Source organism: Candidatus Neptunochlamydia sp. REUL1 (assembly GCF_963457595.1).
In the GTDB taxonomy this organism is placed as follows: domain Bacteria; phylum Chlamydiota; class Chlamydiia; order Chlamydiales; family Simkaniaceae; genus Neptunichlamydia.
Genome location: NZ_OY735137.1, coordinates 196,056 through 210,037, shown reverse-complemented (window position 1 = coordinate 210,037; position 13,982 = coordinate 196,056). Strand labels below are relative to the sequence as shown.

The 13,982-nt window shown below is 40.2% G+C and carries 10 protein-coding genes; 5 read left to right on the top strand and 5 right to left on the bottom strand.

The features are described 5' to 3' along the window. Nucleotides 1-38 precede the first annotated feature (38 nt). From R2I63_RS01365 to R2I63_RS01355, 3 genes are all read right to left on the bottom strand, one after another. Nucleotides 39-398: a peptide chain release factor family protein gene (locus tag R2I63_RS01365; protein WP_316358034.1), complete on the bottom strand. Its 360-nt coding sequence runs from the start codon at nucleotides 396-398 to the stop codon at nucleotides 39-41. A gap of 109 nt (nucleotides 399-507) precedes the next feature. Further along, nucleotides 508-753 carry a hypothetical protein gene (locus tag R2I63_RS01360; RefSeq protein WP_316358032.1) on the bottom strand — a complete coding sequence of 82 codons (246 nt, stop codon included), beginning with the start codon at nucleotides 751-753 and terminating at the stop codon, nucleotides 508-510. Between the two features lie 60 nt (nucleotides 754-813). Further along, the gene (locus R2I63_RS01355; RefSeq protein WP_316358030.1) at nucleotides 814-1,794 is read right to left on the bottom strand and encodes a DUF2786 domain-containing protein; all 981 of its coding nucleotides are present in this window, start codon (nucleotides 1,792-1,794) and stop codon (nucleotides 814-816) included. A 62-nt stretch (nucleotides 1,795-1,856) separates the two neighbouring features. Here R2I63_RS01355 and R2I63_RS01350 point away from each other — a divergent pair, with 62 nt between their 5' ends. The 3 genes from R2I63_RS01350 (at nucleotide 1,857) to R2I63_RS01340 (ending at nucleotide 6,883) form a co-directional block, all read left to right on the top strand. Further along, nucleotides 1,857-2,885: a D-alanine--D-alanine ligase family protein gene (locus tag R2I63_RS01350; RefSeq protein ID WP_316358028.1), complete on the top strand. Its 1,029-nt coding sequence runs from the start codon at nucleotides 1,857-1,859 to the stop codon at nucleotides 2,883-2,885. A 70-nt stretch (nucleotides 2,886-2,955) separates the two neighbouring features. Then, nucleotides 2,956-6,441, top strand: coding sequence for a peptide ABC transporter substrate-binding protein (locus R2I63_RS01345; protein WP_316358026.1), 3,486 nt, complete (start codon nucleotides 2,956-2,958; stop codon nucleotides 6,439-6,441). Between the two features lie 76 nt (nucleotides 6,442-6,517). Continuing rightward, nucleotides 6,518-6,883 (top strand): SH2 domain-containing protein, encoded by a 366-nt coding sequence (locus R2I63_RS01340; RefSeq protein WP_316358025.1) that lies wholly within the window; start codon nucleotides 6,518-6,520, stop codon nucleotides 6,881-6,883. A 55-nt stretch (nucleotides 6,884-6,938) separates the two neighbouring features. Here R2I63_RS01340 and R2I63_RS01335 read toward each other — a convergent pair whose 3' ends face one another. Continuing rightward, on the bottom strand, nucleotides 6,939-8,336 hold the full coding sequence (locus R2I63_RS01335; RefSeq protein ID WP_316358023.1) for an MATE family efflux transporter: 1,398 nt from the start codon (nucleotides 8,334-8,336) through the stop codon (nucleotides 6,939-6,941). Between the two features lie 105 nt (nucleotides 8,337-8,441). Here R2I63_RS01335 and R2I63_RS01330 point away from each other — a divergent pair, with 105 nt between their 5' ends. Both R2I63_RS01330 and R2I63_RS01325 read left to right on the top strand, forming a co-directional pair. Continuing rightward, entirely contained in the window at nucleotides 8,442-9,983 is a 1,542-nt protein-coding gene (locus tag R2I63_RS01330) for a peptide ABC transporter substrate-binding protein (RefSeq protein ID WP_316358020.1), read from the top strand. Next, nucleotides 9,980-11,566, top strand: coding sequence for a peptide ABC transporter substrate-binding protein (locus tag R2I63_RS01325; protein ID WP_316358018.1), 1,587 nt, complete (start codon nucleotides 9,980-9,982; stop codon nucleotides 11,564-11,566). The genes R2I63_RS01330 and R2I63_RS01325 overlap by 4 nt, the downstream gene beginning before the upstream one ends. On the opposite strand, the gene gshA is transcribed toward R2I63_RS01325, so the two are convergent. Continuing rightward, nucleotides 11,554-13,971: a glutamate--cysteine ligase gene (gshA, locus tag R2I63_RS01320; RefSeq protein WP_316358016.1), complete on the bottom strand. Its 2,418-nt coding sequence runs from the start codon at nucleotides 13,969-13,971 to the stop codon at nucleotides 11,554-11,556. The genes R2I63_RS01325 and gshA overlap by 13 nt on opposite strands. Nucleotides 13,972-13,982 lie beyond the last annotated feature (11 nt).

Below are 13,982 nucleotides of genomic sequence, written 5' to 3'. Positions count from 1 at the left end.
AATTACATAACCTTTTGAGTAATCTGTAAATCTCAGACTTATTCCTCGATTTTTTTTCGCATCTTTTTAATTTCGGAGTGTTTCTTTTTATCCTCTAAGATCTTTTGTTTCAATCTACGAGATCGACGCTTTTTTTGCTGCCTAATTTTTTCTATTTCTTTTCTCTTTTTTGTTTTTTCTTGGTGAATTTCATAGGCAAGTTTTTCACAAAGTTCCTGACGGGCTAAGTAGCGGTTGAGCTCTCGAGAGCGTTCCTGTTGGCACTTTACTTCAATTCCGGTTGGAAGATGTTTAAGGTAAACGCAAGAAGCGGTTTTATTCACCTTTTGCCCACCCTTGCCGGAGCCCAGAATAAATTTTTCAATAAGATCACTATCAATAATTCCCAGCTCTTCCATTCTTCTTGAAAGAGCGCGTTTTTTCTCAGGGGATACAGGCACATTTACTCCAAAAAAAAAGGTGAACCTCAAAAATGATGTTCACCCTATTAATGCATTAGACAAAGCATTAAGCGGAAGCAGTATCTTCCTCTTCTTCGCCATCAGACAGAGCGAGGTAAGAACCAACGCTTTCTTCTTCTTCATCATTTAGTGCGATAAAGTTTTCTTTAGTTTCTTCGTCATTGAAAGAAACTTGTACATCAGTTGTTTGAATAGCAACTGGCTCTTCAGAGCTTTGTTCAGATTCCTCTGCAAACATTGGGTATGCAAAGAGGCTAAAAGCAGCTAGTGCTAGCAGTGAAGATTTTTTCATATCGATACCCCACATTAGGTTTAAAAAACAATCCTAACCAATTTAACTTTTGTTAACTTTTCACACAAGCAGAAAGCGCTTGAATTTCTTCTGGATCCCCTCATGAATTTTCATCGTTTTTCCTTTTTCCCTTCCCTTTCTAGCCCCCCTTTCATGATGACAAAATGAGGAGGATACGGAAGAGAGATAGGGATAAATTTTTTGAGCCATGGTTGTTAAATGGTTTTCGATGCGAATAAGGGATTTGGAGTCGACTTTCTTGTCCTTGTATCCTTCAGCGAGCCCCCTAAAAAAGGAATTTTTTGAAGCGGTTCCCTTCAGCAAAGGATCCTTTTTTCGAGCTTCTTTCCATAGGGCTTCGAACTGGTAATCGAGAAAATGGGCGACATACTCGGCAACTTGGGTAGCTGTTTGATCCCCAATCATTTCTAAATAGACTCCTTTTTTTCCTTTGTTAAAGACGGGATAGACATAAAAGCTCCTAAGAATTGAGGCTATGGCTTGGAGCTTTGCACTTCCCCGTTTTTTTTCTAAAACGCGAAGGAGTACTGTTTCATCTTCTTCAGGAGTATATTCGACATTATATTTGCTTAAGAGGTGTTGAGCTTTTAGAGTCGCTTCCTCAGCCTCAGAAGGATGAGGGCTTTCAGCTAGAGAAAGAAGTTTTCTTACCTTTTCGACAATGCGCTTGTTTTTCACTATTTTTTCTAGGGGAACTGTGGCTTTTGAAATCTCGATTGCCCATCCGTACCTTTTGCAGACTGTGCGAAATTCTTTGCCATGCATAGAGACGTGGCTTCCAAACTCAAGAAAGGTGACAAGGTGGGCTAGCTCATGTCGTATAATTTCCTTAATCGCTTTTTCACTCTCAAGAAGAAATACTTTATTGATCCCTATTTCGAAGAGGTCGCTTTGAAAAATTCCGAGGGTTGAAGGGTGGTCAAAGACAATAAATCGAAGAGGATAGGAGTATCCCTGATAATAAAGTCGGGAGTGGCCGACCTTAATTTGCATTTCGTGTGCTAGAATTTCAAAAGCCATTTTCTTGACTTTTCGGAGGAACGAAAGAATAGTGGTTGAGTAAAGAATTTCCATGTGACATTATGATAGTAAAACCTAGGGTAATGATGCAAAGAAAGATTCGAGTAGGCGTTCTTTTTGGGGGGCAATCAGAAGAGCATGAGGTCTCGATCAGGTCGGCTCAGTCGGTCATAGAGCACCTTAATCGTGATAAATATGAAGTTTATCCTATTAAGATTGAAAAAAGTGGAACATGGTTTTTTAACGATTTCCAAGTTTCTCCTGAAGAGATTTTTTTTTCCCCTTGCGTGCTAAAAAAAACCTTTGATGTCATCTTTCCTGTGCTTCATGGCCCTTATGGAGAGGATGGCACTGTTCAAGGCCTTATAGAGCTTGCACACCTTCCTTATGTTGGGTCCGATCACTTGAGTTCTGCTATGTGTATGGACAAGGGGGTGATGAAGGATATGCTTAGTGGAGCAGGCCTGCCTACTCCTAAATCGCTTTTTCTTCAATCATTTGACATAGAAAAAATTCTTGGTACCTTTGCTTTTCCTCTTTTCGTTAAGCCAGCAAGGTTAGGATCTTCCGTAGGGATTAGTAAGGTCCACTCAAAAGAGGAACTTTTTTCTGCGCTTGAAGAGAGCTTTAAATACGATGAAAGAATTGTGGTCGAAGAAGGAATTAAAGGGCAGGAATTAGAAGTTTCCATTCTCGGGAATCTAGATCCAAGAGCATCTCTTCCTGGTGAAATTATTCCTACCCATGACTTCTATTCTTATGAAGCAAAATATCTCGATGAAAATGGGGCGCGCTTTATCCTTCCTGCTAAAATCTCTGCTGAAAAAACTAGGGAAATACAGGAACTTGCTATCAAAGCATATAAAACAATGAGGTGTGAAGGAATGGCGCGTGTTGATTTCTTCATGGAGAAAGGAGGAAAACTCCTCATCAATGAGCTTAATACAATCCCTGGATTCACCTCTATTAGTCTCTACCCTAAGCTATGGGAAGTGAGCGGATTATCTTATCCGAGCCTCCTCTGTGAGCTTATCGACCTTGCTATTCAGCGTTTTAATCGTTTAAAACCTAAAATGTATGCGTTTCATTGACTGCAAGGGAGATCCATGGATAGACATGAAAGATTTGTTTTAAATATGTTGATGAATTACCATCGATAGAATGGAAATCAAAGCGCTATCAAAGCAAAAGATTGAAAGAGCGGAGGATCTAACGATCCGTCCAGCATTTTCCTTCTATAGCCGTTCCAAGAATCTTCTTGCACATGTGAAGCAGATTCAGGAGGCCCTTGTTTCCGTGCTTCCTAGCCCCCTGCCTTTTTATGATCGGGAGAGTTTGGCGAAGTGGGTTAATTCATCCCTTCCCTATATTATTTGGAGCCCTTTTGAATCACCTCCTGATTGTGTATCGATCTATTTCTTGATTAAGCCCCTCAGTTCTATTCCTTCAGAAACGTTCATCTCGGAAATGATCAAGAGATGGCTTCTCCCTTACCAAGAGACAATAATTCTATCCTTTGAACATATGTCGTTTACTTTTGACCACTACCCAAAGGAGACACTTTTTTTTGGTGAGGCTAAGGTTCTCATTCAAAATAAAAAAGAGGCCACCCTCTTGAAGGAAAACCTCCCTCTGCTGAAGAAGGAAATCGCTTCTTCTATCTCAGCCGGTCGGTATGCAAAATCTCTGCTGGAGACCAAGGCCCTTCCTCTCGACCACAAGATGAACCTTATTCGGGAATCTTTTATTAAGCTTCTCCATCGCTATCCTGATGACTTAGATGAAGTCATTTTTGAAAGATTGGCCTATATGCAGGTCTATTCTTCCAAAGAGTTTCGAATGGAGCGTTCATATTCTCACTTGGGAAGAATCCTCCTCAGCTTTTTATCAGGGCGCTCGCAATTGGCACGGGAAATTAATGTCTTTCCTGAAAAAAGGCATATGAAAATCCGGTTTCTAGCAACTGAACTCTCATTTCCATTTGGGAAGAAGCCTGTGTTAGGACTTTCAATTGGGGTGAATCTTTTTCATAAATATGAGTTTTTTGATGAAAAACATGTTCTTAGGGCTGTTCAAAAATTCATCCCAGATATTCGAATTGTTCCAGGGTCTATTTACCAATCAAGCCATTTGAATGATCCGATCATTTCTTTGTACCTGGAACTTGAGAAGATAGATGGTTCTTCTATAACTCTTGAGGACAGAAAGCAATTAAAAGGTCAGCTTGAAGAAGAGTTAAAAAAACGAATTGAGCACCTTGTTCCTTCTATTTTCACAGTGCGAAATGAAGAAGAAACAATGCGGAATATTTTGATGCTTTCAAGAGAACTTAAGTCGAAAGATGATATTCCTCAAATGATGATCTCATTTGATCAGCATTCTCAAGAGGACTTGGTCTTTACAGTGGTTCTGCTTCGAGTAAAATCCGAAGGAACCCCTCCTCTTCAAGATCTGTTAAAAAATGCTGATCCCCTTGTTCGCTTTGTTCCTGATAGGATTCAGAATGTGAGTTATATCAGGAAGAGTCATCCTATTGAAGCGAACGTCTTTCGATTGCACATGGCAAAGCTTCCCTCATTTCTGCGGATGGATTTTTCTGTAAACCTCTACCGAGCTCGAGAAGAAGTTGTCAAGTTCCTAAGTAGGCATATCGGAGAAATTCGAGACTATAACGGAGGGATGATGGTGAAACAAGGAGAACTTCTCACCCAATTTAAACGTCTTTTTCAAGATATCTCGCAACGGAATCAAGATCTTCTTGAGAACTTCTTCTATTCATTGAACCCTATTGAAGCCCAAGCAACAATATCACTTCCCTCGATAAGTTTATTCTTTGAGACATTTATTCAAGCTGTTGAGAATGAATTTCCAAGAGATCGTTCCTGCCTTCTTGAAAGGGGTGAAGATGAAAACATTACCGTCGTTGTTGTTCGAGGGAATAATCCTGAACTTTTGACGCTTGTTGAAGACGCATTATTGGATGAGATTATTCAAGGACGGAACCTTGTTTCTTCGTCGCTCACATTTGAGGGGAGTTATTATTTAGGTTTTCTCTGCAATGATCCCGCCAAAGAAAAGCATGAGGCTTTTAAAGCGATTGTCAACCAAACCCTTAAGAAATGGAAGGAAGACCAAGACAATCTTCAAATTCTAAAAGTTCCGTATTCAAATTTTGTTTCCTTGGACCCTCGAATCGGAGGAGATCAAGATTCCTCTGTTTTTGTTAAATTACTGTTCAATGGGCTTATGCGAATTGGTCGAAATGGTAAGCCTAAGTATTCTGTTGCTGAGAAGTTTACTGTTTCAGATGATAAGAAAACGTATGTTTTTAAACTCCGCGAGTCCTATTGGTCAAACGGAGCTCCTGTTGTTGCATTTGACTTTGAATATGCTTGGAAAAAGGTTCTTTCACCCGGGTTTGTGACCCCCTTTGCCTATGTCTTTTACCCTATAAAAAATGGGAAGAAGGCTAAGGAAGGAAAGGTAGAGATTGAAGAAGTGGGAATCGAGGCTATAGATGAACGTACACTGAAGGTTGAGTTAGAGAACCCTGCGCCTTATTTTATCGAACTTACAGCAAATATATTGTATTCTCCTGTGAATCACCAGGTTGATCAGAGGCATCCAAACTGGTCAAAGCAGAAAAATGAAAACTTTGTTTGCAATGGCCCTTTTAGACAGGTTGAACCAAGCCAAGGGTATTTCTTCAACTTCATTAAGAACTCTAAATATCTTATGAAGGAAGATGTCAAGTTAGATCAGATACTGTGCATTCGAACAGAAATGAAGCATGCAATTGAAATGTTTCGTCAAAAACAGTTGCATTGTCTAGGGACTAATTTATTACAATTGAATCATTTGCAGTTCAAGCTTGAAGACGAAAATGTTACCCATTACCTCTCTCCGAAAACTTTTTGGCAGTGTTTTAATGTGAATCACTTTCCTTTCAACTACAAAAAAATCCGCAGAGCACTTTCTAAAGCTGTGTCTAGGAAGGAAATCATAGAGACACATCCTGCAAAGAGAGTTCCAGCGTATACGCCATTGCCTTACCAGCTAACGCTTTGCCAAGACGCTGATTTCTTGATCAAGGAAGATCATCAAGGCGCACAGGTCCTTTTTGCAGAAGCTTTGAAAGAAATTAAAATGAAAATTGAGGATTTTCCAATCATATATATTTCTTGTGTTGATCAGGAAAAAAGTAGTGCGGTGATCCTCAAGAATCAGTGGGAAAAAACTTTAGGAATAAAATGCGAAGTTGAAGTTTCCCCTTGGAACCAGCATTTTCAGAAATTGAACTTGAGAAATTACCAAGTGGGTTCAATCTATTGGACTTCATGGGTGAATGATCCGATTTATACTTTGCAGTCGTACAAGTATGGAAAGGAACGTGTCAATTTCACTGGATGGGAAAACAAGGAGTTTCAAAGTTTTCTCGATGCTTCAGATCGTACAATTGATATTGAAAAGAGAAAAAAGTATCTCTTCCAAGCTGAGAAAATGGTTATCGAAGAAGCAATAGTGATTCCTATCTGTTATAGCGTTGAGCATATGATTAAGGACCCTGATTTGGAGCTAGCGCATTCCAGTTCGCATGGAACAGTTGACTTTTCTCAAGCATATTTTTCCCATAAAGTATTGAATTAATTTCACGAGTTTGCAAAAATGTCTTTCGCTACGCGAGTAGTCTGTGAACCAATAAAGTATCCAAAGTGGGGTATTTATGATTACAAGAATGCAATCCAAAAGAAGCAGAAGAACTTTTCTATCATCTGTTTCACATTTAGAAAAGCAAGTTAAAGATCATCTAGCATGGAGAGGGGATATTTCTCTGACCGAAGCTGCAGATCTTCTGAAGGCTGAAGTGCCGTTTACTTTTATTCTATCAAGCGGTTTTGACAAGAATCATTATATCTTGTCGTTTGTTTCGGATAGAGGAGTTGTTAAACATAAGAATGTTCGAATTTTAGTGTATCAAGGACAGATTTGTTTCATGAATGGGGGCAGCGGGGGACCGCGCTCTTTTATCGATGAACTTGTTCCTTCTTGCCTGAATTGTTCAACTAAAGTTTGCAAACCACTTTCGTAATTGTTCTTCACTCCCCCTTGTTACCTGCAAGGGGGATTTTTCGTGGACTCATGGATTAGTTAAAGAGTTTGATGCGGATTAACTGAGGGCCCAGTCGTCTGTAGGGTTCTTTGAAGAAGCGAAAGATAAATATAATTCCAATTAAAGCTGAATTGAGGCCTTCAATCAAGAAGAACTTTGAGGGAGACATTCCTAAGTTTTGTATTCCAATAAAGATGGGGATACAGAGGGTTATCCATTGAATGGTCATACACCACGCATAAAATACGGTATCACGAGCTGCAGTGACCATGCTGGCTCCAATGCGGTTGATTCCGCCTCCAATAATGGCAACCCAGACCCAGATACAACATTCTTTTAGCAACTGTAGGGATTGAGGCGAAACTGGATCTTTAACAAAGAGAAGAATTATTGTTTCCCTGAAAATCAAAAGGGGAATAGCCAGGACTGTGGCCATAGCGATAATGAAATATATTGCAGAACAAAGATTTTTTCTGAAAAGGTGGGAAGAATTACTGGCGAGTGTATGTGAATTGAAAGTCAGAAGTGCTTGGCCCATCCCTTCGTTTATGAAGCTTAGGATGACGAATACGGTGAGGCCAAATGAATGGACCAGTAAATAGTCGCCCCCTTTTTGGATCACGAAGTAAGTTGCAAGGGTCCAAGCACCTACGGCAAGAGATCTTCCAAAAGATCTGGGTATTCCAGTCTTTAATCCTTCCCAAAACAGAGAAGGGTTAAATTTCCATTGGTTTGTGGAAAATGGAATGGCATATTTTCGTTGTTTAAACAGAAGGAATAAAATCAGGCAGTATGTTCCCTGGGATAGGACTGTGGCAATTGCTGCTCCTTGAACGCCAAAAGAGGGGATTAGGCCGCCAACTCCAAAGATAAGAATGTAATCAAGGAGCATATTTAAAAGTTGAATTGCCAAGTTTGTAAAAAGGACAACACTATTTTTTCCTCGGCCCATATAAAAGGATGCAAGTGTTGCGCCCAGAGGATAAAGAAAATTTGCTGAGGCAAGAATGTGGAAGTAGCTTTTAGCAGAGCTCTCAACTTCTATTCCCTTTAGATAGAAATTAGCTAGTACAAACAAGGGGTAAATAATTAATATCGTGGACAAAGAAAAATAAATCATCTGCCAGATAAAGGGCCCAATCATTTTTCCTTTTTTTGCACCCTTGTAGTGCCCCACAAAGGCTTGGGAAATGGAGGCAATAATAATAAGGCCCAGTTGGGGTAGGTAGAGAAGGTTCATCGCCGAGCAGCAAGCCTTCCATGCGTCTTGGGAGAAGTAAGAGAGCATGAAGCGATCTATGAGGTTAAGTAGACTAGCTGAAAATGTTGTTAGAATAAGGGGAAATGCTAGCGCAAAGAGCTCACGTAGACTTGCCATAGGGTGCTTCGTGAGCTGATTGGATGGGGGGCTGTTCGCTTCAACAGAGGCCATTGACACCATTAAAAAAAAGTTTTTTTCGGATATCACTTTTGAGATTGAACGAAAGTTAGCAGTCTTGTAGATTTATCGCGAGGATTTTTTTAAATTTGTGTGTTCATGAACTTCAAGTCAACTAGTTTCCTTTTGATTCTTGGGCTTTCCTTAGTCAGTGGGTGTGGAAAAGGAGACAAAGAGCCTCGCCCTCGCTATTTGCGTCTTAGTTTAGCTAGGCCTATTAAGTCCTTAGATCCCCACATTGGGACGGCAAGCCCTTCAGTTCATGTGATTAAAATGCTCTATGAAGGACTTATGGTTCGTTCTGGGAGTGGTGAGCTTGAAAGAGGAATTGCAGAGAGTTATTCTGTTTCGGAGGATAAGTTAACCTATATTTTTTATCTTAAATCAACAAAGTGGTCTAATGGGGAGCCTGTGACTGCCTATGATTTTGAGTATTCTTGGAAAAAAGCAGTTTGCTCTCAGCACTATGGAGCCCTTCTCTTTAGCCCAATCAAAAATGCTGGCCTTTGCAATGAGGGGAAGCTCCCCTCCTCAGAGCTTGGAGTTCGTGCTCTTAATGATCAGACGTTAGAGGTGCTTCTTGAACATCCTACTCCTTATTTTTTAGAACTTGCTTCTTGTGTCAACTTTTCGCCAATCAACAGGAAAAATAAAGAGTTAACGAATGGTCCTTTTGTTTTAAAAATATGGAATATCGGAGAATCTCTTATCCTTGAAAAAAACCCAAACTATTGGGGAGCTTCTCAGATTGAGCTTCTTGGGGTAGATATTAAAATTATTGAGGATCAAGCTGTAAGGCATGACTTTTTTAAGAGAGGATTGATTGATTGGATTGGAGATCCATTGGCTCCTTTATGCTCAGATGCCATAGAATTTGGAAAGTTAGAAGATCAAGTGACGAGTGTACCTTTAAATGGGATGAATCTTCTCGTTTTTAATACAGAGAAATACCCTTTCAATAACAAAAATCTAAGGAAGGCGCTATCTTTTGCTATTTCGAGAAAAAATATTTCAAATCATCTTTTTACGAAGAGTAAGCTTCCTGCTTTAGGACTAATTGCTGAAGGAGAAAACAATTATATCAAAGATGGGGATCACGTAAGCGCACAGCTCCTTTTTAATTCAGCTCTTGCGGAGCTTGGATTGACTAAGGAAACATTTCCAGAGGTTATTCTTAGCTACTGTCCCACCTTGTATCAACCATCTATTATGCATATGATTCAGCATGACTGGGAAGCGACTTTGGGGATTCGTGTAAAGCTAGATCCTGTTGACAAGGGACTTCTTTATAATCAGATGTTAAAAGGGGACTACCAGGTTGGAAGCATGTTTTGGGTTTCTCTAATTCGTGATCCTATATACACTCTAGACTTTTTTAGACCTATCCACCGAAAAATGAATGTTTCGAGGTGGGAAGATCGCTCATATCTTAGCATGTTAAAAGCAATCGATCATGAAGTTGATCTGGATAGGCGCAGTAGGATTTTAGAAGAGGCGGAGGCTTATGTCATGGAAGAGATGCCCGTGATTCCTATTTGTTTTGGCTCAGCGCTTTATATGAAACAATCAACTCTTGCAAATATAGGGGTTTCTCCCTTTATGGATGTGAATATTAAAAATGTAACCCTTGAGAAAGAATGAAAAAATATTTGTTAGTTCTCCTTGTGATTTCTTTTCTTCTCTCCTGCAATAAGAAAGAGAGTAAGACTAATGAAAACCGTATGGTTAATTTATCGATTATTGCACCTATTCGTTCCCTAGATCCTCGAATTTCTAATGAGTCGCCTTGTACTCATGTGATTACGATGCTTTTTGAAGGATTAATGCGATTAGGTCCGCATGGAGATATTCTTCCAGGTGTGGCAGAGTCAGTTGATATTTCAAACGATCAGTGCACTTATACCTTTCATTTAAGGGATTCTCTTTGGTCGAATGGAGATCCTGTTACAGCCTACGACTTTGAATATGCCTGGAAAAAATCTGTAGATCCAAAGACTGTGCAAAATGGAGCAGTTACATTCTATGCCATAAAAAATGTAGAAGCTTGTCTGACAAAAAAGGCTACAATTGACGATGTTGGGATCCAAGCTTTAGATGATTATACGCTTGAGGTGAAGTTGGAGCACCCAGCTCCTTATTTTCTATATCTTTGTGCAAGTTCTACGTATTCACCTATCCATAAGAAGTTTGATATGGAAGATCATCAGTGGGCGAGTAGTGTTAATCCCCATTTTGTTTGTAATGGCCCATTTGTTATCACAAGATGGAAAAAAAATGTTGAAATCATTGTCGAGAAAAACCCCTATTTTGGGGATGCAGAACTTGTTGCAATTCCTGGAATTCGGATTCAAGTGATTTCTGATGCAAACACTCAGAGCTTTCTATTCGACAAAGGGGAGTTAGACTGGTTTGGGCAGCCTTTCAGCTCTATGCCAAGAGATATGATTGGTGATGATAAACACAAAGAGCAAGCCACGACCATTGACGCATATGGTCTCTTTTGGTTCTTTTTGAATACTGAAAAGCCTCCGTTCAATAATAAGAATTTCCGTAAGGCAGTTGCTTATGCTTTAGATCGCAAATCTATTGCTCAGCATGTCTTTCAACTTGGTGAGGAACCTGCAATGGGAATTCTCAACAAGGGAATCTCTGTGCAAGATGCTCCTTATTTCGAAGACTGTAATATCGAGCTTGCAAAAGAGTATTTTACGAAAGCTCTTGAGGAGATGGACCTAACGGTAGAGACTCTTCCAGCAGTCCGAATGAGTCAAAGGAGCTGTCTCTTTACCTCTAGAGTGACCCAGGCTGTCCAAGAGCAGCTTAGGAAAAACCTAGGGCTTCATGTTGAAATTGAGCATGCAGATTGGCCGGTCCACTTTGTCCGTATTCAAAAAGGTGATTATGAGATAGGAGAGATGCCTTGGCACTCTTGGCTGAAGGATCCTATTTACATGCTTGATACCTTCCGAAGCCGGAGCTTAGCAATTAACATGAGTCGTTGGGAACATCCTCTTTATAAAGAGCTTCTTATACTTGCGGATTTTGAGACAGAGCCTATTCAGAGAAAAGAGTACTTGCATCAAGCTGAAGAATTCCTCATGGAAGAGATGCCCATTATTCCCATATGCTACACCAAACTATACTACCTAAGTAATCCTCACCTTAAAGGGGTGTATCTGTCTCCTCTTAAAGAAATCGAATTCCGCTACGCTTACTTCGAGTAGCCAAGAAGATGGAGGAGAGGGGTAGCGACATCGCGTCGGAGGCCTTTGAAAGGGTAAGCATGGATATAGAGAACGGGATTGTAGTTGAGTTCAATAATAGCGTATGACTTAAGTGTAGGGGCTTTTCTGGGTTGCGAGATTACCATATCCACTCCACAGATCTTTGCCCCGATTGCCTGGGTTGCTTGAAGAGCGATTTGAGAGTATTCAGGGTGAACTTGGTCTGTGACATCATGCGCATCTCCCCCGGTTGAAACATTGGAATTGTGTCGTAGAAAGATTTTTCTACCTTTTTTAAGAATGCTCTTCGGTGTGAGTTTTTGCTGTTTAAGGTTCTTTTTTTCTTCTGGCCCAAGGCGCAGAAAGGTTTTGGGATCGCGATAATAGAAAGGATCATGATTTTTTGAACGAACCAACGATTGAATCGTTGATGCTCCATCTCCAATAACATGGGAAGGAATTCTTTTTGCTACTCCGATACATTTTTCATCAATAATGAGAAAACGGTACTCATCTCCGGGGCAAAATTCTTCAATTAATACAGACGAACCGTAAGAAAACCCTTGTTTAAGGGCGCGGTAGGCCTCTTTCTCATCATGGGGATCGATAATAAAAACCCCCAGGCCAAAGTTGGTCGATTTCGGTTTGATCACACTCTTTCTTTTGAGATAGTGGGGTAGGTCAATCTTTGCAGCATCAATGGAGGTGTAGCTCTTTCCTTCAGGAACACGCAATTTTTTTCTTTTAAGAATTTCTTTTGTGACCTGCTTGTTTTCTAGAAGATGAGCAACAATATAAGGATCTTTAGAGGTTTTTGTTGCTTCTTTCACATATTCAATGTGCCCCCCTTTTTCAAGACGGAGTAGTTGGTCCGTGCGATCGAGGACTTCGACACTAATGTTCCACTCTAGAGCTTTTTGGATCAGGATTTGGGTTGAGAGTTCAAGATCTTCATATCCATCAACGAGAATAGAGGCTGCGGTCTCAAGTTTTTGATTTTCAATTTGGGAGTCAGTGACTTGTTTTTCGAAATGTTTAAGTTGTTTTGAAGTAAGAGTGTTTGAAAGAAGAGTTTTTTTATGGATTTTAGCGAGTTTTACCCCAAGTTGTCGATAGGTTGAGTGATTCAAGCTTTCTGCAATAAGTGCAGAAGGTGTTAGAGAAGCATTTTTTACTTTCTCTTTTTGGAGTCTAAGGTTTTTTTCCTTTCCAAGAAGCTTAGCGATAGGTTCCATAGACTTGAAGATTTTCATGCTCCATTTTTCAAGAGAGATCTCATTTTTCTCGCGGAGAATCAAACCACTTTTTCTTCCTTCAAGCGCTACCTTGTCTTGGTTGCAGGTGAAGCAAATCTGACACTGCTTCGAAAGAAGAGGCGCTTTCTTGTTCATGCAGTAGAGAAGAAAGCAATGAAGAAAGTCGATTTGCTCAGTTGTAATTCCAATGGGATGGTAGGGATCAAGGTCTATTGCCCGCACTTCGATATATTCAATTCCTCGATTCTGCAATGCTTTTAGGGGGGATTCTCCGTCTTTTGAATTTGCTTTAGGCCGGATCTTCGAATAATGCTCATTTTCGATTTGCAAAATATGGTTATTTAGTTGTGAAGGGATTGAGAGATATTCCTTCTTTGGAGTCGAGATCGCAGTTTGTATTTCCTCAATGTATTCATCTAAGGAGTTCAGAGAGATGGCTAGCTGGTTTTGAACTCGGCTATAATACCCAAGATGGCTAGTTCGAATAGAAGTGGCGTGAGGGCCAACAAATGCCTCTCCAACCCTTCGGAAGTCCTCAGGTAAGTCTACATAACTGGGGTCTGCTGCAGGCGAGGCTCCAAAGAGGTAAGTCAATAGCCATCCTTCACGCAGAAAATTACGAATTATTCCTAAATATTTTTCGTTGATAAACGCCTGAATGGGAAGAGAAGACTTTTCATATCTATGAAGTTTTTCCCAAAAGGGAAAGTCAAAAGAGAAGTTAAAGTGAATTCCTGAGATCATTTGAAGGTTCATTCCATACCGATCTCTCAGTCCTTCGCGATAAATTTCTTTTTTTCTTCCAGCATGGGAAGAACCATATTGCGCAATTTGAATTTCGTCTAGGTGGGGGGGCATTGAAAAAGGCCAGAAGAGTTCCTTTGGATTTTTTTTAAGAGAAAAATGCATAAGATTCTCTAAAAATTTCTGCGCACTGCGAAAGGAGGTTTTAGGGGGAGTATTCCACTCCAACTGTTGTTCTCCGAAATCGGTGTGAATGTAGGGGTGTGTTAGCGGAGAACCAAAGGATTTGGGGTGTGGGTATTTTGAAATGTTGCCCTTAGAATCTATGCGAAGAGATTCCCGTTCCAGCCCAAAATGAAACGCATTTAAGAGTTTTCGATTCTTCTTTAGAAATTCAAGATTCATATCCCCATTTA

What these genes read in the sequence shown, in the direction of transcription:
- R2I63_RS01365 (WP_316358034.1), bottom strand. Translation starts at nt 398, where the DNA reads ATGGAAGAGCTGGGAATTATTGATAGTGATCTTATTGAAAAATTTATT.
- R2I63_RS01360 (WP_316358032.1), bottom strand. Translation starts at nt 753, where the DNA reads ATGAAAAAATCTTCACTGCTAGCACTAGCTGCTTTTAGCCTCTTTGCA.
- R2I63_RS01355 (WP_316358030.1), bottom strand. Translation starts at nt 1,794, where the DNA reads ATGGCTTTTGAAATTCTAGCACACGAAATGCAAATTAAGGTCGGCCAC.
- R2I63_RS01350 (WP_316358028.1), top strand. Translation starts at nt 1,857, where the DNA reads ATGATAGTAAAACCTAGGGTAATGATGCAAAGAAAGATTCGAGTAGGC.
- R2I63_RS01345 (WP_316358026.1), top strand. Translation starts at nt 2,956, where the DNA reads ATGGAAATCAAAGCGCTATCAAAGCAAAAGATTGAAAGAGCGGAGGAT.
- R2I63_RS01340 (WP_316358025.1), top strand. Translation starts at nt 6,518, where the DNA reads ATGATTACAAGAATGCAATCCAAAAGAAGCAGAAGAACTTTTCTATCA.
- R2I63_RS01335 (WP_316358023.1), bottom strand. Translation starts at nt 8,336, where the DNA reads ATGGCCTCTGTTGAAGCGAACAGCCCCCCATCCAATCAGCTCACGAAG.
- R2I63_RS01330 (WP_316358020.1), top strand. Translation starts at nt 8,442, where the DNA reads ATGAACTTCAAGTCAACTAGTTTCCTTTTGATTCTTGGGCTTTCCTTA.
- R2I63_RS01325 (WP_316358018.1), top strand. Translation starts at nt 9,980, where the DNA reads ATGAAAAAATATTTGTTAGTTCTCCTTGTGATTTCTTTTCTTCTCTCC.
- gshA (WP_316358016.1), bottom strand. Translation starts at nt 13,971, where the DNA reads ATGAATCTTGAATTTCTAAAGAAGAATCGAAAACTCTTAAATGCGTTT.